The sequence below is a fragment of the Paraburkholderia sediminicola genome, from assembly GCF_046026895.1.
GTDB classification, from domain to species: Bacteria; Pseudomonadota; Gammaproteobacteria; order Burkholderiales; family Burkholderiaceae; genus Paraburkholderia; species Paraburkholderia sediminicola_C.
In genome coordinates this window covers 52,077-71,371 of record NZ_JAQQEU010000017.1, presented here as the reverse complement: position 1 = coordinate 71,371, position 19,295 = coordinate 52,077, and the positions used below count along the sequence as shown (strand labels likewise).

Below are 19,295 nucleotides of genomic sequence, written 5' to 3'. Positions count from 1 at the left end.
AGCGCCGCCGGATCACGCTGCCTCAGCCCCATGCAAGGCAGCCCGAGGGGGCTCGCCTATTCATGGGCACCCCCGTTCAGCCTTTCCAGGTCCAGTTCCGAATCTCTTCCTTGTCGATGCCCTCGGCATGCGCGTAAGCCAGGTGCTCGATGATCTGCCCGCGCAGCCATTCCTTCGTATGGTCGCCGACGCCGCGCAGCGACGGCACGCGATTGATCACGTCGATCGCCAGCGAAAAGCGGTCGACCTGATTGACGATCGCCAATTCGAGTGGCGTGTTGATGTTGCCCTTTTCGTAGTAGCCATGCACGTGCAGGTTTTCGTGATTCGTGCGGTTATAGGTGAGCTTGTGCACGAGCGACGCATACGAGTGGAAGTTGAAGATCACCGGCTTGCTGGTGGTGAACAGCGAGTCGAAATCGCGATCGGACAGCCCGTGCGGATGCGCGTGCTCGGGCATCAGCCGGAACAGATCGACCACGTTGACGAAGCGGATCTTCAGACCGGTAAAGCGCTCCTTCAGAATCTGCACGGCGGCGAGCGCTTCCATCGTCGCGATGTCGCCCGCGCAGGCGACCACCACGTCCGGATCGACGCCCTGATCGGTCGACGCCCAGTCCCAGATGCCGATGCCCTTGGTGCAATGGGTGACGGCCGCGTTCATGTCGAGATACTGCAGATGCGGCTGCTTGTCGGACACGATCACGTTCACGTAGTCGCGCGAACGCAGGCAATGATCGGCGACGCTCAACAGGCAGTTGGCATCCGGCGGCAGATAGATGCGCACCACGTCCGGGCTCTTGTTGGTGACCACGTCGAGAAAACCGGGGTCCTGGTGCGTGAAGCCGTTGTGATCCTGACGCCATACGAGCGACGTGATCAGCAGGTTGATCGACGGCACCGGCTGGCGCCAGCCCAGGTCGCGCTTGGCTTTTTCCAGCCACTTCGCGTGCTGGTTGAACATCGAATCGATCACGTGCACGAACGCTTCGTAGGTGGCGAACAGCCCATGGCGGCCGGTCAGCACGTAACCTTCGAACCAGCCTTCGAGCGTGTGCTCGCTGAGCATCTCCATGACGCGGCCGTCGGGCGCGAGTTCGCCGCCGTCCGCGTCGCCCGGCTCGGTGCCGGCGAGCCAGGTCTTCGGCGACGCTTCATAGACCGCGTGGAGCTTGTTGCTCGCGGTTTCGTCGGGGCCGAACACGCGGAAGTTCGTCATGTTGTTGCGCATCACGTCGCGCAGGAACGTACCTAGCACGCCGGTCGGCGACGTGGACGAGCCGCCGGGTTTCTTCACCGTCACCGCATAGTCGCGAAACGGCGGCATGTCGAGCATCTTGCACAGCAGTCCGCCGTTCGCGTGCGGATTCGCGCTGATCCGGCGCGTACCTTCGGGCGCGAGTTCGCGCAGTTCGCCGACCAAACGCCCGGCTTCGTCGAACAGCGTCTCAGGCCCGTAGCTGCGCAGCCAGCTTTCGACCAGCTTCAGGCTCTTGCTATTGGTGGCCGGATCGAGCACCGGCACCTGGTGCGCGCGCCACGAGCCTTCCACCTTGTGGCCGTCCACTTCCTTCGGCCCCGTCCATCCCTTCGGCGAGCGCAGCACGATCATCGGCCAGCGCGGGCGCGACGTGTCGCGGTTCGCGCGCGCATGCTGCTGGATCGCGCGAATTTCGCCGATGCACTGGTCGAGCGCCGCCGCCATCAGCTGATGCATCGTGTCGGGATCGTCGCCTTCGACGAAATACGGCTTGTGGCCATAGCCGGTCAACAGTGCTTCGAGTTCCTCGCGGGGAATCCGCGCGAGGATCGTCGGATTGGCGATCTTGTAGCCGTTCAGATGCAGCACCGGCAGCACCGCGCCGTCGCGGATCGGGTTGAGGAATTTGTTCGAGTGCCACGAGGTGGCGAGCGGGCCGGTTTCCGCTTCGCCGTCGCCGATCATCACCGTGACGATCAACTCGGGGTTGTCGAACGCGGCGCCGTACGCGTGCGACAGGCTATAGCCCAGTTCGCCGCCTTCGTGAATCGAGCCGGGCGTCTCGGGCGTGCAGTGCGAACCGATGCCGCCCGGAAACGAGAACTGGCGGAAGAAGCGCCGCATGCCGGCTTCGTCCTCGCTGCGGTCCGGGTAGATCTCCGAGTAATGCCCTTCGAGATAGCAATGCGCCAGACTGGCCGGCGCGCCATGACCGGGACCGGATAGATAGATCATGTCCAGATCGAGCTTGCGGATCATCCGGTTCAGATGCACCAGCACGAAGCTTTGGCCCGGGTCCGAGCCCCAATGGCCGAGCAGGCGGTTCTTGATGTGCTCGGGTTTGAGCGGTTCGCGCAGCAGCGGGTTGTCGCGCAGATAGATCATGCCGACCGACAGATAGTTGCACGCGCGCCAGTAGCGATCCATCTTGCGCAGCGTGGCGGGGTCGAGAGTTTGCGGCGGGGCGGGATGCGAAACGGCTTCGGCCATGGTTCACTCCTGGAAAAGGACTGTCAGGCAGGGTGGCGGATGCGGCGGCAGGTGTTCGTGATGTGGTTGCGTTGGGTGCAATGGCGGCAACTGAGGCTCTAAAGCAGCGGCGAGATCGCGGCGCGCGTGTTCTCTCATGCTCGTGACACAACGAAGGCGTATGGACCAGCGGCCTGGTGGCTGGGGCTTTCCCCTGCGCCGGCTGCGATCGTCAGGGGATCTGACAGGGCGCGCCCGTCATGGTTCGACGCAATCGCTCAAAGCATGACGCGTATCAATCGATGGATTGCGCGAGTGCTGTCTTGCACCAGGCTTCCAGCGCGCGCCGGCTCAATGTATTAAGCTGCTCAAACCGGGTTGCCGAACCGCACCACTCACTCTAGCCCGATGCACAGCGAAGCCGCGCGACCGACGCGTCCCGCCTTCCCCTCTCTCCAACTTCAACGGCCGTCATGTCGAAACCCAGCCAAGCCAAAGTGTTCGCGATCATCTTTCTCTCGCTCGTGCTGCTGTGGGTGGGCGTGGGCGTTCTGATCGGCGTGTTCGGGTTGCTGGTCAAGCTGTTCGGCGTCGCGTAGCGCGCCGCCGGGGCGTCGTCCGTGCAAACTGTGTATCCTCAGCGATGTTCCGGCGCCGCTGCGGCGCCCTGGTCCCCCGTTCGATCGCAAGGAGACTCCCATGACGAACCCCGCCGATACCACCCCGCCTTCCCGGGCGCAAATCGATCCCGAGTTGCAGGCGCTCGCGCAAGAGGTGTTCGATCTCGCGCGGTCCGGCGATGCCACGATGCTCGCCAAGGTGATCGAAAAAGGCGTGCCGCCCAATCTGCGCAACGAGCGGGGCGACAGCCTGATGATGCTCGCGAGCTACCACGGTCACGCGGATGCGGTGCGCACGCTGCTCGAACGCGGCGCCGATCCGAACCTGCGCAACGACAACGGCCAGACGCCGATCGCGGGCGCGGCCTTCAAGGGTTTCACGGAGGTGATCGAGACCTTGCTCGCGCATGGCGCGGACGTCGAAGGGGCATCGCCGGATGGCCGCACCGCGTTGATGGTGGCCGCGATGTTCAATCGCACCGCGATCATGGAGCTGCTGATTGCGCACGGCGCGAACCCGAACGCCCGCGATGCGAACGGCGTGACGGCGGGCGATGCGGCCGCGCGCATGGGTGCGGGTGATGCGCAGGCGCGCCTGAAAGAACTCGGCGGGTCGTGATGTGTGAGGGGTGCGGGCGCGGCGGCTTTGTTCCAGCGCTCGATGGTAGGGATGCCGCACATGTGTTTGTACCCGCATTGACGCTTTAACATGCGGCGCTATCCCTTCCCGCCCATCAGCGCATCCACATCGAAGTCCGCCAACTCGCCAATCCGCTCGATCGTCACATCCGCTGGCGGGTGGCTCGCGATCTCTTTCGGATCGAAAGCATAGTGGCCCTGGCGCGGAAACACCGTCGTCAACGTGCCGCCCCACGCATTCTTCATCGCGGCCAGAATGCGCAGCTTGTCGTCGACCATCACGTAGTGGCGCGCCGGATAGCATTCCATTACCTGATCGAGCATCAGCTCCTTGTGGATGTAGATCAGCACCCGTCCCTCCACCTCGTCCCATAAGCCCGAGCGGGAAATCTTGCGCGGCTGGAACACGACGTCGCCATCGGACAGGATCACCGTGGGCCCGCGCTTGCCGACATGCCGCAGTGCATCCAGCGCGCCTGGATACAGCCGGTTCGCAAACGGATACTCGATCAGGAACGACGCCATCAACAAGAGCCGCGTGTCGCGCGGATGCTCGCGCCGGTAACGCTGCAACGCGCCGAGGTAGTCGGCATAGCCGAGCTCGGTGCGCAAGTCCTCGAAGATTTCCCAGTAGCGCGCGCTGTTCTCCGTGCCGAACTCGCGCATCATGTGCGAGCGCAGATCGGACAGCACGTGATCGTTGTCGAGCAGGGTGTTATCGCAGTCGAACAGAAACACGACGTCGTGCGGCGTGGAGGGGGTGGCTTGCATGCGGCTTCCTTGCGTGGCGTTGGCTTGTCGGTTTGTGCGCTTCGACTTCGCGCCTAGCTCTTCGGTCCATGGCCTGGCTGCGCCGCTTTCTCGACGTGGCCGCCGAAATCATGCCGCATCGCCGACATCACCCGGTTCGCGAAGTCCGCTTCGCCGCGCGAGCTGAAACGCGCGAACAGCGCCGCACTCAGCACCGGCGTGGGCACGCCCTCGTCGATCGCTGCCGCCACCGTCCAGCGACCCTCGCCCGAATCCGATACGCGTCCCGCGTAGTTCTGCAGATCGGCGTCGCCGACGAGCGACCCCGCGATCAGATCGAGCAGCCACGAGCCGATCACACTGCCGCGCCGCCAGACCTCGGTGACGTCGGCGAGATTCAGGTCGTACTGGTACAGCTCGGGGCGCCGCAGCGGCGACGTTTCCGCGTCGGCTTCGCGGGCGTGCCTGCCGGCGTCGGCGTGGCGCAGGATGTTCAGGCCTTCCGCATACGCGGCCATCATCCCGTATTCGATGCCGTTGTGGACCATCTTCACGAAGTGCCCGGCGCCTTGCGGTCCGCAATGCAGGAAGCCCTGGTCGGCGGTGCTCGCGCTCGCGGTGCGGCCCGGCGTGGCCGGCGCCGCGGCAGCGCCCGGCGCGAGGGTCGAGAAAATCGGTTCGAGCCGCTTCACGACCTCGGGCTCGCCGCCGATCATCAGGCAGTAGCCGCGCTCGCGCCCCGCGACGCCGCCGCTCGTGCCGACATCCACATAGTGAAGCTGGCGCGCGCCGAGTTCGCGGGCGCGGCGGATGTCGTCGTGGTAATAGGAGTTGCCGCCGTCGATCACGATGTCGCCGGGCTCCAGCAAGGGCACGAGTTTTTCGAGCGTCGCGTCGACCACCGCGGCCGGCACCATCAGCCACACGGCGCGCGGCTTTTCGAGCTGCGTGACGAGGTCCTGCAACGACGCCGCGCCCGCCACGCCCTCCTGTTTGAGCTTCTCGACCGCCGCGTGCTGCACGTCGTAAGCGATGCATTGCTGACCGCCCTTCGTCAGGCGCCGGACCATGTCGGCGCCCATCCGTCCCAATCCAATCATGCCTAGCTGCATATCTCGCTCCGGAAGGTGGCTCGTTGTGCTGCTCGATCTGGGTTCGGCTGGTGGCCGCGAGGACGTGCTTGTGGAGTCGCGGCGGCTGCTTCGATGTGAATTCAAGGTGAATTCAGTAGCGAATTCAATGGCGAAGCGAGCGGTCTCACGTGCTCATGCCGAACACTGTAGTCGCGTCGGCGCGCAAACGCCGGACACACGATAGCCGCCCTGGCTCATTCGTGCAGCGAAGCGCGCGTCTCAAGACGATACGCCTCTTTGCCAAGGCGTGGCGTGGCATAAAAGTTCCTGGTGTGCGTGTGCCTATGGGCACCTGCGCGGCCTGTGCGTGCGCGCGTCCGCGCATGTCGGGGCGTGGGCGCCCGTGCGTGCGGGAAAGGAGCACGAGCGTGCGCGCGCATCAGCATCTACGTCTGGGCATGCATCTGCATTACATTGCGCCCGCCCTGGCTTCGATCCAGCTAACTGCCGCCTTACATACGGCGGCGCCTCAGCCCCACACGTCATTCGCCGCGTCCCGGCACGCCCGGCCGCCGTCTCGCCAGGAGCTTCGCGTACTGCTCGCCCGTGAACCGCTTCACCGCCCGCCACATCAGCGGATAGCGAAAACCCGGCACCGCGAACAGCACCAGCGCGCACAGCGCCAGCAGGCCGCAGAACATGAACGTGCCGCGATAGCTGAACGCCTGCACCAGCATTCCCGACAGCACGCCCGACAGAATCGAGCCGACCCGCGCCGCGTTGAAGAACAGCGCGGTGGCACGGCCCGGCGAGTGCGGCATCAGATCCTGCACGTAGGTCATGCCCAGGCACGAGGTGACGGCGACCACGAACGCGTTGAGCATCTGCATCGGAATCAGCACGTCGACCTTGCCCGCCAGCGACATCCCGACGAAGTACACCGCATGGACCGCCGCGCACGCGGCCAGCCAGTTCGGCTTGTGCAGCGACGCCGCCTTCGCGCCGAGTGCGAGCATCATCGGAATCTCCATCAACGCGCCGAGGCCGAGCATCACCGACACGTCCAGATGCGAGCCGTTCAGCCCATGCACGATGTAAAGCGGCAGCACGATCATCGTCGCGTTCGCGGCGAGGCCGAGCAGCGTCAGCGCGGCCACCGCGCGGCCGATGTCGTTGGCCGACGCGACGCCGGGCAGGTCCTCGTGCGCGTCCTCGCCCGGCGCGGTCAGCGGCGGCACGGTGATCGACGCCGACGGCTCGGACGCGGTGTCCTCGACCGTGTGATCGCCGAGATGGCCTTGCGGCTCGCGCATGCGCCACACGATCGCCGCGCAGGTTGCAAAACTGGCCGCCGCGAACAGAAAGAGCCCGTAGAAGCTGGAGGCCGCGAGCACCAGTGCGCCCACCGACGGCCCGAACACCCACGCCGCCGACAGGATGGTCCGCAGCGTCGCGCTCGCGAACACGCGCTCCTCGGGGTTCGGCACAGGCAGCGCCGCGCGGCTGAACGCGAACACCATCGAGATGGCCGAGCCGCCCGCGCCGATGAAGACGATGCCGACCAGCAGCAGCAGCCGGTAATCGCGCACCACGCACAAGCATAAATAGCCGAGCGCGGCGGCCACCAGCGCCGCCAGCAGCAGCGGCCGATGCCGTCCGCTGGTGTCGGTCCAGCGGCCCGCGAGCGTGCTGGCGAGCACCCCGCTCGCGGCGATCAGCGTCATGAACACGCCGAGCCGGAACGGCGTCATGCCGGCGCGCTCGACGCCGAACAGCGATAGATACGGAGCGGTGAACGACATCGCCACACCGAGCATGAGGGTGGCGGCGGCCAGCGGCTTGAAGCCAGGGATGCGCAGCAGGTCGAAAAAACGTGAGGTTTTCAACACGAGGGGTGTGGGTCAGGTGGGGCGAGCCTGATAAGCACGATGCGCGCCGGAGGTTCGGGGCCGGAACGACCGGGGCATTATCGACCTAGCTAGCGGGCGCGTAAACCCGCACGGCGCTGTCCCAAATTCGCGGCGCCGCGTGCTCTGCGCGATGGCGGCGAACTGAGCGCACGCTGACGGTTACTTGCCGTCGGTTGCGCGCATTTGCTGCGCTTGCGCCTTATAGTCGTAGGTCGGATAAAACTCGGTGCGATAGCCGCCCCATGCGGTCGACTCGATCGCCCGGTTGACTTCGCGCAGCCGGCTCGCCGGCACGCGCAGCGTCACCACCTGGCCAATGCCCATCATCACGTACCACGAGACGACTTCGATGCCCGGCGGTGGAAAGTCCTTGAAGAAGCCTTGCGCGCGCAACTGCTCGTTGATCTTCGGCAGCGGTTTGGATTCGTCGTGGCGCAGGAAGATGGTGAGCAGGAAGGTGTCGTCGGGCGCGGATGCGGCGAGCGGCGCTGAAGCGGTGGGCGCCATCGCGGGCGTGCCCGGCGCGGCAGTTGTCGCGGCGGATTCCGCGCCATAGGCAAGCGGCGCGACCACACCCGACGCAGCGATCCACGCGACAAGCGACGCCGCCAGTGCCACGCGCATCGTGCGACGGCCGGGCAACGCGGCATCCCGGGTAGACCGGCTCGTGGTGATGGCAAATGCAATGGGCATAAGATGCCTCCATGATGGGTTGAGCAACCTCTGGCGCAGGCCCTTCGGCCACGCCGCCATACACAATGCAGCCGGCGCGGCCACCTTCATTCTCGCGGCGCCGTGACCTCAGCAAGATGCGCTGCCGCGAGACTACGCCCACGTCTACTACACCACAACGTAACCGCGCTTTTCGAGCGTCCAGCGATGCCACCGGTTGCCATAAGCGCCGCACCCAACGGCGAACAGAATCGACAGCAGCAGTCCGATCAGATCGGCCGTCTCGCCCCACAAACCCAAGCCGAACAGAATGACGTTGACCGCCAGCATCACGAACGCGGCGAACCACATTTTCTTCGACAACGCCCAGATGAAACCCAACAGGCATGCTCCCCAACTGAAGCCGCTCGCGACCGCGACGGCCTCGTCGTTGCCGGGGTAGTGCAGATAGATCCGTGCTCCCATTTCCCTTCCTGAATGCATTGGCGCGCCGCCCGCTTGCGGCGCAGCCACGATGTTTAACACGCGGCGGCGCAAACCGGCGAGTTTCGCGCGCAATCCGCACGAACCGCTCGCCAGCCCGGCTCCCGCTCGTATCGGGCCGTGCTGTGACGATCCGCAGCATAGCTGCTACTCTTGGCAAATCCACCGCAGGGCACCCTGCCGGCAAAGCTTGAACACCATCGGAGCACGCATGGCAACCCAGACAGCCTATTCATCAAAGGCCCCCTCACGCGCTGAACTCGACGCGCTGTCCGGCGTCACCGTCGTCGAATTCGGCACCGACTGGTGCGGCTACTGCCAGGGCGCGCAAGCGTCGATTGCCGACGCGCTCGCGCCGCATAGCGGCCTCAGGCATCTGAAAATCGAAGACGGCCCTGGCCGGCCGCTCGGCCGCTCGTTCAAGGTCAAGCTCTGGCCGACGCTGGTGGTCGTGCGCGACGGCGTGGAACTGGCGCGCGTGGTTCGGCCGCGGGGTGCGGAGGACATCACGCAAGCGCTGGCGTCGCTCTGATTCGCATGCCGCTGCCGGGCAGCGCTGTCAGGCGAGCCCGGTCCTGAGGCACCCGCCCGGTGCCCGCCAGATCACCGCGCGACAGCCGCCAGCACCGTATCCGCCGCCACGCCACCCACCTCGATCACCTATCATGCGACAAGCGATCCACCATCTGAGCGTCAAGGCCCGCACCCGCGGCCTCGTCGAGTTTACCGACGAAGCGCGCGGCTTCGTCGCCGGCCAGGGGATCAGCTCCGGCCTGCTGACGCTGTTCTGCCGCCACACGTCCGCCTCGCTGCTGATCCAGGAGAACGCCGACCCTTCGGTGCAGCGCGATCTGGAGCGCTACTTCGCGAGCCTCGCGCCCGAAGACGCCGAGCGTTACGAGCACGACGCCGAAGGCCTGGACGACATGCCGGCCCATCTGCGCACCGCGCTCACGCAGGTGCAGCTGTCGGTGCCGGTCGAGCATGGACGGATGGTGCTCGGCACATGGCAAGGCCTGTATCTGTTCGAACATCGCCGGCATACGCAGCAGCGCGACATCGTGCTGCATCTGCTCGGCGAATGAAGCGGGCCTGGCGCGGCCGAGCCGCCAGCCGCGAGCCGTTGTTTCTTGCACATGAATCGATCGAAGCACTGTCACCGCATCTGATCCGCAAACCGGAACAAAGGGAGGCATTTCATGGACACTCGTAGCGAGCTGCAAGCCACCGTCAAAGCAATGGTTCAACCCGGCAAGGGCCTACTCGCCGCCGACGAAAGCGGCCCGACCATCGCCAAACGCTTCAAAACCATCGGCCTCGACTCGACCGAGGAGAACCGCCGCGCCTATCGCAATCTGCTGCTCGGCACGCCAGGGCTCGGCGAGTTCGTGAGCGGCGTGATCCTCTACGAAGAAACGCTCGGCCAGAAAGCGGACGACGGCACGCCGTTTCCGCAGCTCGCCGCCCGCAACGGCATCGTGCCCGGCATCAAGGTGGACCTCGGCAAAGTGCCGCTCGCGCTCGCCCCCGGCGACGAGATCACCGAAGGACTCGACGGCCTCGCCAAACGCTTCGTCGATTACAAGCGGCAAGGGGCGCGCTTCGCCAAATGGCGCGCGGTCTACAACATCACCGCGAGCCTGCCGAGCCGCCTCGCGATCGAAGCGAACGCCGACTCGCTCGCGCGCTATGCGGCGATCAGCCAGGAAGCCGGCATCGTGCCGATCGTCGAACCGGAAGTGCTGATGGACGGCGATCACACGATCGAGCGCAGTGCGGAAGTCACCCAGGCGGTGCTGCACGAAGTGTTCGATGCGCTGCAACGGCATCGCGTGGTGCTCGAACACATTCTGCTGAAGCCGAGCATGGTGCTCGCGGGCTCCGAGCATGCGCAACAGTCGACGAGCGCCGACATCGCCGCTTATACCGTGCGGGTGCTCAAACGCACGGTGCCGTCGGCGGTGCCGGGCATCGTGTTTCTGTCGGGCGGCCAGTCACCCGAGGAGGCCACCGCGAGTCTCGACGCGATGAACCGGCTCGGCACGCTGCCGTGGAATCTGAGCTTCTCGTATGGACGCGCGTTGCAGGAGCCGCCGTTGCAGGCATGGCGCGGGCAGCCGGGCAACGTCGCGGCGGCCCAGCAGGCGCTGCTCAAGCGCGCGCGCCTGAACGCCGCAGCCGCGCTCGGCAAGTACGACGCGGCGCAGGAAAAGAGCTAGGCGGGCGCTGTCCGGCGTCGCGCCGTCCGCCTGGCGTACGCCTCGCGCGGCGCAACGCCCTGACGCCAGCACGCGCCTGCTCGCTACAGCGGCGCGCCGCCGAACGCCTGCCGCTGCGCGAGCGACACGAACGTTTGCGCATCGCGCGCCGCCTGCACCACGGCGGCCATCCCGAAGAACTCGTGCGTCGCGCCGCGATAGTTGCGATGCTCGACCGGCACGCCCGCGCTTCTCAGCTGGTGCGCGAGCTTCTCACCCTCGGAGCGCAGCGGATCGATGCCCGCCGTCACGATCGCGGCCGGCGGCAGGCCGGACAGATCGACGCTCAGCACATCGATCAGCGGGCTGGTCAGCTCCGCCTCGCTGTTGATCACGTTATGAATGAACCACAGCATCATCGGCTTGTTCAACGGCCTCGCGTTGCGATTCTCCTCGTAGGAAATCGAGACGATGTTGTTGCTCACCACCGGATAGATCAGCGCCTGGTGCAGCGGCATCCGCGTGCCGGTATCGCGCGCACGGATCGCCACGTTGATCGCCAGATTCCCTCCCGCACTCTCGCCCATCACCGCGATCTTGTCCGGGTCGCCGCCGAGGCTCGCCGCATGGTCGAGCAGCCAGCGCCACGCGGCGAACGCATCGTCGTGCGCGGCCGGCAAGCGGTGCTCGGGCGCCTGGCGATAGTGCGCCGACACGACGATGGCCTTGCTTTGCGCGGCCATCGAGCGCGGCGTGGCGTCGTAGGTATCGAGATCGGCGATCACCCAGCCGCCGCCGTGAAAATACAGGATCAGTGGGAACGGCCCCTCGCCTTGCGGCGTATACACGCGGGCCGGGTTGCTGCCTGCCGCGCCGGCAATCGCGATGTCCTCGGTGCGCACCGCTTCGAGTTCCGGCGACGGCCTCGAGCTGAACGCGGGATCGCTCATCAGCTTTTTGACGGCGTCGGCGGGGGTGGGCTGTCGGCGGGCCTCGTCCACCGAGCACTCCTCGATCGGCTTAGGCTTCAGACTTCTGAACGCATCGAGCACGGCTTTCATGTCGGCATCGGCATGCCCCGCCGGGTCCAGACCGACCATGCCTTTGATAGTGTCACCGAGTGTCATGGGAAGGCTCCTGATGGATGAATGCACGGTCCCATCAGGGCATTGAATGCTGCGCCGGACGAGCCGTCATGCGGTCGTTTTCAGCAAGCGCTATTCCCGTCGAACGGGGCGCGGCGCGCGCCGTTGACGCATCTTCGCGCCGCATTTCATTGGGTAGACAAAAACCCGGGATTCCCGCTCAGCGGTTGCCCGTCATCGCGCGCGCAATCTTGTCGACCAGCGCCTGCAGCGACACCGGCTTGCCGAGATGTCCGTCGTAGCCCGCGCGGATTGCCCGCGTGGCGTCCTGGGCGCGGCCGAAGCCGGTCAGCGCGAGCGCCGGCACCGACGCCGTGCCCGGCAGTCGGCGCAGCGCCGCGATCAGTTCATAGCCGTCCATACCCGGCATGCCGATATCCGAGAGGATCAGGTCGAACGTCTGCTGCGGGGCGACGGCCAGCGCGGCCGCGCCAGTGGTCTGCGGCCACACCTGCGCGCCTTCCATTTCGAGCAGGGTCTGGAACGCCTGCAGACTTTCGACCGCGTCGTCCACCAGCAGAATCCGCATACCCTTGAGCAAACTGGCGTCGCCGGGCAGTTCGCGGCTTTCGCCGGGCACCTCGGCACTGCCGGCCGGCAGCCATACGCGAAACCGCGCGCCCTTGCCGAGCCCCGCCGACTCGGCCTGCACATGTCCGCCATGCATCTCGGCCAGTTGCTTGACGAGCGCGAGGCCGATGCCGAGACCGCCGCTGTGCCGCCGGTGCGAACCCTCGGCCTGGCTGAACATGTCGAACACGTGCGGCAGGAACATCGAGTCGATGCCACGCCCGGTGTCGCGCACCTCGACGCATGCATGGCCATTGTCATGCGAAAGCCTGATCGTCACGCTGCCGCCCGGCTGCGTGAACTTCACTGCGTTGCTGACGAGGTTCCACAGAATCTGTTCGAAACGCACCGGATCGGCCTCGATGAAGAACGGCTCGGCCGCGCCCTCCACCTGCACGCTCACCTGGTTGGCGAGCGCGTCGGGCTCGATCGCGCTGCTCACGGCGGCGGTGATCGCCGCGATGTCCACCCGCGAGCGCTCCAGCGCCAGCTTGCCGGTGCGCACGCGCGACAGGTCCAGCAGGTCGTCGATGATCTTCGCGAGGCTGACCACCGAGCGGCGGATCGCATCGGCGGCGTCGTGCACGACCGGCAGCCCCTGGGTGGACGGCGCACGGTCCAGCATGTCCGCTTTTACGTGAATCAGGTTCAGCGGATTCTTCAATTCGTGCGACAGCACCGCGAGGAACTCGTCCTTCAGCCGGCTGGCCGCCTCGACCTTCTGCCGCACCGAGCGTTCCAGCGAGATCTTGCGCTGTTCGAGCGCCTCGGTGCCTTTGCGCTGGGTCAGATCGCGCACGATCTTCGCGAAGCCGCTGAAGCTGTCCGACGACACCGGCGTGATCACCCCGCTGCAATAGAGCCGCGTGCCGTTCTTGTGCACATACCAGCGCTCGTCTTCGGCGCGGCCGTCTCTCTGCGCGCGGTGCCGTTCGATCGAAGGCTCGTTGGCCTCGCGCTCCTCCGGCAGATAGAGCGGGTCGAGCATCTGCCCGACCATCTCGCTCTCGCTATAGCCGAAGATGCGTTCCGCGCCCTTGTTCCAGGTCATCACGCGGCCGTCCATGTCCTGCACGATGATCGCGAAGTCGTTGGTGCTTTGCGCCGCCAGATGCAAGCGCTCTTCGCCGGCGCGCACCAGTTGTTCCGCGCGCCGCAGCGCGCTGATGTCGACGATGGTCAGCACCGCGCCGTCGATGCGGTCGTCGGTGGTGCGATACGGCGACAGCCGCGCGAGGAAATTGCGCCCGTCGGTGCCGCGAATCTCGCGCTCGATCAACTGCAGCGACTCGAACACGGCGACGGTGTCGTCGGCCAGTTGCGGGTAGACGAGCCGGTGTGTGATGTCGTGCAGCGGACGCCCCACGTCGGACGGAATCACGTTGAACAGCTCCGTCGCGGCCGGCGTATAACGCTTGATGCGCATCTCGCGGTCGACGAACAGCGTCGCGATGCCGGTCGACGCGATCACGTTCTGCAGGTCGTCCTTGGCCTTGCCGGTCTCTTCGATCTTGGCCTGCAACTCGGCGTTGACGGTGAACAGCTCCTCGTTCAACGATTGTAATTCTTCCTTGCTGGTCTCGAGTTCCTCGGTGGCCGCGCGCAATTCCTCGTTGATCGCCTGCAATTCTTCGTTCGACGCCTTCAGCTCCTCCGTGGACGCCTCCGACTGCTCGACCGTCGAGCGCAATTCCTGTCTGGTGCGATGCAGTTCGTCTTCCAGATGCCCCAGCAGCGAGTCCTGCGAAGTCGCGCCGGGCGTCTCGCGGGGCGCCGCCGCGGTGCTGGCCGCGATCTCTTCGAAGATCACGAGCGCGAGTTCAGGCCCGTTTTCGGTGCCCCGGCAAGGCCGCACGATGATCCGCACACGCGCTTCTTGCGGCGGGAAGTCGATTGGCGGCGTCGACGCTTCCTGGTTGCCGCGCAGTGCCTGGAACAGCGTCGCGCGCAATTGCAGCCGCAACGCCGGCTGCACCAGCATGATCAGGTTGTAGGACGGCTCGCCGCGCGCGAAGCGCAGAAAACGGCCGGCGTGCTCGGACATGTGCAGGATGTTCGCATCCATGTCGACGACGATGCTCGGTGGCGCGTACAGCTCCAGAATCCGCTGATGCAAGGCTGAAAACGGCAGCGACTGCGGCAACGGCGGCGTAGGTCCCGCGCTTGCGACCGTGGCCGCGCCCGCGTGCTGCAACACCGGCGCGCTCATCGGCGGACGCAGCGTGCCCGTCACGACGTTCGTGCGATAGATGCGGTTCTTCTTGTCGACCGCCGTGAACAGATCGCCGGCGGCCTCCGCGGATTCGGAACTGCCGAGCAGCAGATAGCCGCCAGGTCGCAGCGCGAAGTGAAACATCTGCAGCACCTGGGTCTGTACGCTGCGATCCAGGTAGATCAGCAGATTGCGGCACGACACCAGGTCGACGCGCGAAAACGGCGGATCGCGCAGCACGTTGTGCATCGCAAACAGCACCCGTTCGCGGATCTCCTTGGTGACGCGAAAGTGCGCCCGCTCGGCGGTGAAGAACTGGCGCAGACGCCGGGCGGAAACGTCCGCGGTGATCGACTCGGGATAGAGGCCGGCGCGCGCAAAGGCAATCGCGCGCTCGTCGATGTCGGTGGCGAACAGCTGCACAGGAATGCCCTCGTGCCGCTCCGGATGTTCGGCGAGCAGCATCGCCAGCGAGTACGCTTCCTCGCCGGTCGCGCATCCTGCAATCCACGCGCGCACCGGGTCGTCCGCGCTTTTGTTCTGGAACAGGTTCGGCACGATCTCCCGCTCGACGACCTCGAAGGTCTCGCGATCGCGGAAGAAATTGGTCACGCCGATCAGCATGTCCTTGAGCAGCGCAGGCGTTTCCTCGGGATGCGTCAGCACGTAGTCCTGGTAGGCTTGCAGATCGGGAATGCCGTTGACCTGCAAGCGCCGCTCGATGCGCCGCAGGATGGTGGCGCGCTTGTAATGGCGGAAGTCGTGGCCGGTGCGCGCGCGCAACGTGGCGAGCACGCCGAGCAGCGCCCGCTCGGCGGTCGAAGCCGCATCGGGCGGCTTGACCGCGAGCGTTTCCGGTTCGTCGTCCGCGACCGGCAGGCGGATCGAGCGCGCATTGTCGGCCAGCTCGCGCAGCTTGCGCGGCATGTCCGCGACCGGCAGCGCGATGTCGATCATGCCGGTGGCGATCGCGTTCTGCGGCATCTCCGGGTAATCGGCGTCCGTCGGGGCCTGCGCGATCGTCACGCCGCCCTGCTCCTTGACCCTGCCGATGCCGGTCGCGCCGTCCGCGCCGGTGCCCGACAGCACGATCGCGATCGCGCGTTCGCGGTGTGCGTCGGCGAGGCTGCGGAAGAACAGGTCGATCGCGATCGGGCGGCCGCGCGGCCGGTCGCTTTCGGTGGCGGTCAGGTGACCGTCGTCGAGCGCGAGATCGTGCGACGGCGAAATGACGTACACGTGGTTCTTTTCGACCTGGAGCGTGTGCTGAACCTGATGCACCGGCATCCCGGTAGCGTGCTGCAACACCTGGTCGGCGCTGCTCGAATGGTCGGGCGACAGATGCAGCACGACCACGAAGGCCATGTTCATATTCGCCGGGGTGTTTTCGAAGAATCGCAGCAGCGCCTGCACGCCGCCCGCGGACGCGCCGATCCCGACCACCGGAAAGTCGAGTGTGGCGGTCCCGTGCGCCGCGCTGCCCGCCGCCGCGCCGGCGGCGGGGCTGGGCGCCGTCTCCGCGCCTGCGGGCGAACTCGCCTGCACGGGCTTGCGCGCGTTTGTTCGAGACGCACCTGCTTCACTGCCAGTCATACTCATCCCTTCTGCGATGCGCCGCGCCTGCGCCGGCCTCGTCCCATGATGGCGAGGGGCGTTCGCCGTACCATCCGACATTGTCGCGTGTGTTGCATCGCATTGCAAAGTCCGGCTGACGGTGCAGCGCTTGGGGCCGACTCTTTTGCATCGATGGCGCTGGCGCCAATCGGCCCGTATTCTATGGCGCCGCACCGGGCTGCAACGAATCCGGTTCGATCGCCGGATTGCCGGGCCCGGCACGGCGACCCATGCCGATTCGAGCCGCCGCGCACCACCCCTTGCTCGCCGCGCTCGCCGGTCCGTCTCGTAGAGCGGCCCTCCGACGAGCGGCGCTCCCGCGCCGGCTTCACCGCACGTCGCTTACTGCCCCTTCGTGTCGCTGCTGGCGTTGGCCCCCGGCATGTTGGTGGTGTCGGTCGCCGGCTTGGTCGCCTTCGACTGCTTCATGTGAGGCTTCTTCGGATGCGCCATCGCGCCGGACGCCGCCATGCTGCCGCCTTCGCGCGACGTGCCGGCCGTGGTGCCACCGCTCGGGTCATTGCCCGCCGGGCCGCCGCCTCCGCCACCCGCGCCTTGCGCCAACGCGAGCGGCGAAGCGGCGAGGAATGTTGAAACGAGCAGTGCATATCTGATCTTCATAGCTGTTCTCCTGTGAGAAAAAGAAGCGGTTTGCGCCGGCTGCGCCAGCCGGGAAACGCATGCCTCAAGATCTTTTCAGCAAGGGCTATGCCGCGCGCGATGACACGCCTGAACAGCGTTTGAACCACAAAGGAAGGACGCCACGCGCGCCGGACCCAGCGCTACGGTTCGCACGCGACCAGCGCGTGCAGTTCGTCGATATCGAAGGGCTTCGCGAGAATCGCCACGCCCAGACGGCGCGCGCGTTCGGTTTCGTCGGCGTAGCCGGTCATCAGAGCGATCTTCTGCGACGGCCACGCGCTGCGGACTTTTTCCGCCAGGTCGATGCCGTTGAGCTTGCCCGGCATCTGGATATCCGACAGCACGAGTTCGAAACGCTCGCCGCCGCTCAGCACGTCGAGCGCCTGGTCGGCGGTGGGCTCATGCCGCACCGCGCAGCCAAAGGTCTCCAGCACGGCGGCCACGCCCGCCGCCACGTCCTCGTTGTCCTCCACCAGCAACACGACGCCGGCCGGTGTCGGCACGGGCGGCCGCAGCGTCCCGGCAGCCGCGGCCGCCGCTTTGCGCTCGCGATGACGCGGCAGATACATCCGCACCGTGGTGCCGCTGCCCGGCACGCTGTCGATCTTCGCCGTGCCGCCCGCCTGCTCGCACATCGACAGCACCTGCGCGAGTCCAAGGCCGGTGCCCGAGCCGCGCAGCTTGGTGGTGAAGAGCGGCTCGAACGCGCGCCGCGCGACCGCCTCGGACATCCCCTCGCCGTCGTCGCTACAGGAGATCAGCACGTATTCGCCGTCGGGCAGCAAGGTATCGCTGCCGACCAGTCGGTTGTTCTGGCAGCGGACCACGAAGCGCCCGCCACGCGGCATCGCGTCGCGCGCGTTGACGGCCAGATTCACGATCGCGAATTCGAGGTCCGTCGGATCGGCCACCACCGGCCATACGTCGTCCGCCATGTTCAGGGCGAATTCGATCGTGTCACCGAGCGCGGCGTCGATCAGCGGCGCCGCCGCGGGCAGCCAGCGCGTCAGGTCGACCCGCTCCTGTTTGAGCGGCTGCTTGCGCGCGACGCTCAACAGGCGCCGTGTCAGCGATTCGGCGGTGGCGGTCGCCCGCTCCACCGCGAGCACCTCCTTCTCGACGTTGTTGTAGCCCTTGAGCCGGGCGAGCTCCGTGTTCGCGGACGCCACCATCAGCAGGTTGTTGAAGTCGTGTGCGACGTTGGCCACCAGGTTGCCGAGCGCGCCCATGCGCTGCAATTGCCGGGTCGATGCCTCGGCCGACAGCCGCATCGCCACCTCGCCCTGCCAGCGTTCCCACGCGCGGCGCTCGCCCGCCAGCTGACGCAGCGAGTAGAACACCAGCAACCAGATCGCGACGCACGGCACCGCCGTGAGCGCCGCGATCATCAGGAAGTGGCGGCGCCAGGCGTCGGTGATCGACGCGGTCGCGTACGCGCTCATCACGTAGAGCGGATAGTCGCCGACGCGGCGAAACGCCAGCAGGCGCTCCACGCCATCCACTGTCGAATGCAGACGCACGCGCCCGAACAGCTGCTTGTCACGCAAGGCCTCGGTGAACGCGTTGTGCGCACTCGGCCCGGCGCCCACGGGCCAGTCCGGATAGCGCACCAGCAGATTGCCGTCCTGCCGATACAGGCCCATCACGAGCGACGCGTCACCGTGGGTCAGCTCGCGATAGAAGCGCGAAAAGTATTCGTTGCGCAGCGCCACCGACACCACGCCGAGGAACTGGCCATCGGCACCCGAGCGGCCGATCACGGTGTTGAACACATCGGTTCTGGACACTGTCCCGTACATCGGCAGCGAGAAATACGGCTGCGGGCGCATCGCTTTCGCGGCGAGGAAGTCCTCGCGCCGGCCGACCGAGATGACCGGCACCGGATACGCGAGACTCGACGCGAGCAGGTCGCCGTTCGCGCCGAGCAGATTGATGGACGACACCTGCGGGAAGTCGCCGCCGATGTCGCGCAGCCGGTCGTGCAATTCGGCTTCGCGCGCGCGGATGCGCGCATCGTCCGCATTGCCCAGCAATTCGACGATGCGCGAGGCCATCTGCTGGTTGAGGTCCAGCACCTTGGCGGCCTGCTCTTCGGCGACGCGCGCGAGCCGCTCGATCATGTCGTTCGAATCGGCAATCCGGCGCTGGTAATCGAAATAGCCATAGATCGCGAGGCAGGCGAGCGGAAACACGATCGACACGGCCAGCACGATCAGCAGCATGCGCCGTGTCGCCGCGAAATTGCGCGACGGCATGGGGAAATCGACTGCGACTCGCTCGGCACGCTGCACGACCACGACCTCCATGAAAAGCTTTTG

At 66.4% G+C, this 19,295-nt stretch carries 15 protein-coding genes; 5 read left to right on the top strand and 10 right to left on the bottom strand.

Features of this window, described 5'->3' with window-relative positions:
- Nucleotides 1–76 precede the first annotated feature (76 nt).
- Nucleotides 77–2,470: a phosphoketolase family protein gene (locus tag PQR02_RS14765; protein ID WP_408231741.1), complete on the bottom strand. Its 2,394-nt coding sequence runs from the start codon at nt 2,468–2,470 to the stop codon at nt 77–79.
- 452 nt (nt 2,471–2,922) lie between these two features.
- Here PQR02_RS14765 and PQR02_RS14760 point away from each other — a divergent pair, with 452 nt between their 5' ends.
- Both PQR02_RS14760 and PQR02_RS14755 read left to right on the top strand, forming a co-directional pair.
- Entirely contained in the window at nt 2,923–3,048 is a 126-nt protein-coding gene (locus PQR02_RS14760; RefSeq protein ID WP_408231738.1) for a hypothetical protein, read from the top strand.
- A 100-nt stretch (nt 3,049–3,148) separates the two neighbouring features.
- Nucleotides 3,149–3,688, top strand: a complete 540-nt coding sequence (locus tag PQR02_RS14755) for an ankyrin repeat domain-containing protein (RefSeq protein WP_408231735.1) — start codon at nt 3,149–3,151, stop codon at nt 3,686–3,688.
- A 98-nt stretch (nt 3,689–3,786) separates the two neighbouring features.
- On the opposite strand, the gene PQR02_RS14750 is transcribed toward PQR02_RS14755, so the two are convergent.
- From PQR02_RS14750 to PQR02_RS14730, 5 genes are all read right to left on the bottom strand, one after another.
- The gene (locus PQR02_RS14750) at nt 3,787–4,479 is read right to left on the bottom strand and encodes an HAD family hydrolase (protein ID WP_408231732.1); all 693 of its coding nucleotides are present in this window, start codon (nt 4,477–4,479) and stop codon (nt 3,787–3,789) included.
- Between the two features lie 53 nt (nt 4,480–4,532).
- Nucleotides 4,533–5,570, bottom strand: coding sequence for a phosphogluconate dehydrogenase (NAD(+)-dependent, decarboxylating) (gene gnd / locus PQR02_RS14745; RefSeq protein WP_408231729.1), 1,038 nt, complete (start codon nt 5,568–5,570; stop codon nt 4,533–4,535).
- Between the two features lie 503 nt (nt 5,571–6,073).
- Nucleotides 6,074–7,420: a sugar efflux transporter gene (locus tag PQR02_RS14740; RefSeq protein ID WP_408231726.1), complete on the bottom strand. Its 1,347-nt coding sequence runs from the start codon at nt 7,418–7,420 to the stop codon at nt 6,074–6,076.
- A 180-nt stretch (nt 7,421–7,600) separates the two neighbouring features.
- Nucleotides 7,601–8,134 carry a hypothetical protein gene (locus PQR02_RS14735; RefSeq protein ID WP_408231723.1) on the bottom strand — a complete coding sequence of 178 codons (534 nt, stop codon included), beginning with the start codon at nt 8,132–8,134 and terminating at the stop codon, nt 7,601–7,603.
- Nucleotides 8,135–8,281: 147 nt separating this feature from the next.
- Complete coding sequence (locus PQR02_RS14730; RefSeq protein WP_408231720.1) at nt 8,282–8,578, bottom strand: DUF2628 domain-containing protein; 297 nt, start codon at nt 8,576–8,578, stop codon at nt 8,282–8,284.
- A 229-nt stretch (nt 8,579–8,807) separates the two neighbouring features.
- Here PQR02_RS14730 and PQR02_RS14725 point away from each other — a divergent pair, with 229 nt between their 5' ends.
- From PQR02_RS14725 to PQR02_RS14715, 3 genes are all read left to right on the top strand, one after another.
- On the top strand, nt 8,808–9,128 hold the full coding sequence (locus PQR02_RS14725; RefSeq protein ID WP_408231717.1) for a thioredoxin family protein: 321 nt from the start codon (nt 8,808–8,810) through the stop codon (nt 9,126–9,128).
- Nucleotides 9,129–9,261: 133 nt separating this feature from the next.
- Nucleotides 9,262–9,681, top strand: coding sequence for a secondary thiamine-phosphate synthase enzyme YjbQ (locus PQR02_RS14720; protein WP_408231714.1), 420 nt, complete (start codon nt 9,262–9,264; stop codon nt 9,679–9,681).
- Nucleotides 9,682–9,795: 114 nt separating this feature from the next.
- Nucleotides 9,796–10,815, top strand: a complete 1,020-nt coding sequence (locus PQR02_RS14715) for a class I fructose-bisphosphate aldolase (RefSeq protein ID WP_408231711.1) — start codon at nt 9,796–9,798, stop codon at nt 10,813–10,815.
- A gap of 83 nt (nt 10,816–10,898) precedes the next feature.
- Here PQR02_RS14715 and PQR02_RS14710 read toward each other — a convergent pair whose 3' ends face one another.
- The 4 genes from PQR02_RS14710 to PQR02_RS14695 all read right to left on the bottom strand — a co-directional run bounded on the left by PQR02_RS14710 (nt 10,899) and on the right by PQR02_RS14695 (nt 19,283).
- Nucleotides 10,899–11,921, bottom strand: coding sequence for an alpha/beta hydrolase (locus tag PQR02_RS14710; protein WP_408231708.1), 1,023 nt, complete (start codon nt 11,919–11,921; stop codon nt 10,899–10,901).
- Between the two features lie 178 nt (nt 11,922–12,099).
- Nucleotides 12,100–16,314, bottom strand: a complete 4,215-nt coding sequence (locus tag PQR02_RS14705; protein WP_408231705.1) for a CheR family methyltransferase — start codon at nt 16,312–16,314, stop codon at nt 12,100–12,102.
- 363 nt (nt 16,315–16,677) lie between these two features.
- Complete coding sequence (locus PQR02_RS14700; protein WP_408231702.1) at nt 16,678–16,956, bottom strand: hypothetical protein; 279 nt, start codon at nt 16,954–16,956, stop codon at nt 16,678–16,680.
- A gap of 161 nt (nt 16,957–17,117) precedes the next feature.
- A complete protein-coding gene (locus tag PQR02_RS14695; RefSeq protein ID WP_408231699.1) occupies nt 17,118–19,283 on the bottom strand; it encodes an ATP-binding protein in 2,166 nt (721 codons plus the stop codon).
- Nucleotides 19,284–19,295 lie beyond the last annotated feature (12 nt).

Bases quoted from the DNA above. Each gene is read 5' to 3' on its own strand.
- PQR02_RS14705 (WP_408231705.1), bottom strand. From the start codon at position 16,314: ATGACTGGCAGTGAAGCAGGTGCGTCTCGAACAAACGCGCGCAAGCCC.
- PQR02_RS14755 (WP_408231735.1), top strand. From the start codon at position 3,149: ATGACGAACCCCGCCGATACCACCCCGCCTTCCCGGGCGCAAATCGAT.
- PQR02_RS14710 (WP_408231708.1), bottom strand. From the start codon at position 11,921: ATGACACTCGGTGACACTATCAAAGGCATGGTCGGTCTGGACCCGGCG.
- PQR02_RS14700 (WP_408231702.1), bottom strand. From the start codon at position 16,956: ATGAAGATCAGATATGCACTGCTCGTTTCAACATTCCTCGCCGCTTCG.
- PQR02_RS14730 (WP_408231720.1), bottom strand. From the start codon at position 8,578: ATGGGAGCACGGATCTATCTGCACTACCCCGGCAACGACGAGGCCGTC.
- PQR02_RS14725 (WP_408231717.1), top strand. From the start codon at position 8,808: ATGGCAACCCAGACAGCCTATTCATCAAAGGCCCCCTCACGCGCTGAA.
- PQR02_RS14735 (WP_408231723.1), bottom strand. From the start codon at position 8,134: ATGCCCATTGCATTTGCCATCACCACGAGCCGGTCTACCCGGGATGCC.
- PQR02_RS14695 (WP_408231699.1), bottom strand. From the start codon at position 19,283: ATGGAGGTCGTGGTCGTGCAGCGTGCCGAGCGAGTCGCAGTCGATTTC.
- PQR02_RS14750 (WP_408231732.1), bottom strand. From the start codon at position 4,479: ATGCAAGCCACCCCCTCCACGCCGCACGACGTCGTGTTTCTGTTCGAC.
- gnd (WP_408231729.1), bottom strand. From the start codon at position 5,570: ATGCAGCTAGGCATGATTGGATTGGGACGGATGGGCGCCGACATGGTC.
- PQR02_RS14720 (WP_408231714.1), top strand. From the start codon at position 9,262: ATGCGACAAGCGATCCACCATCTGAGCGTCAAGGCCCGCACCCGCGGC.
- PQR02_RS14760 (WP_408231738.1), top strand. From the start codon at position 2,923: ATGTCGAAACCCAGCCAAGCCAAAGTGTTCGCGATCATCTTTCTCTCG.
- PQR02_RS14715 (WP_408231711.1), top strand. From the start codon at position 9,796: ATGGACACTCGTAGCGAGCTGCAAGCCACCGTCAAAGCAATGGTTCAA.
- PQR02_RS14765 (WP_408231741.1), bottom strand. From the start codon at position 2,470: ATGGCCGAAGCCGTTTCGCATCCCGCCCCGCCGCAAACTCTCGACCCC.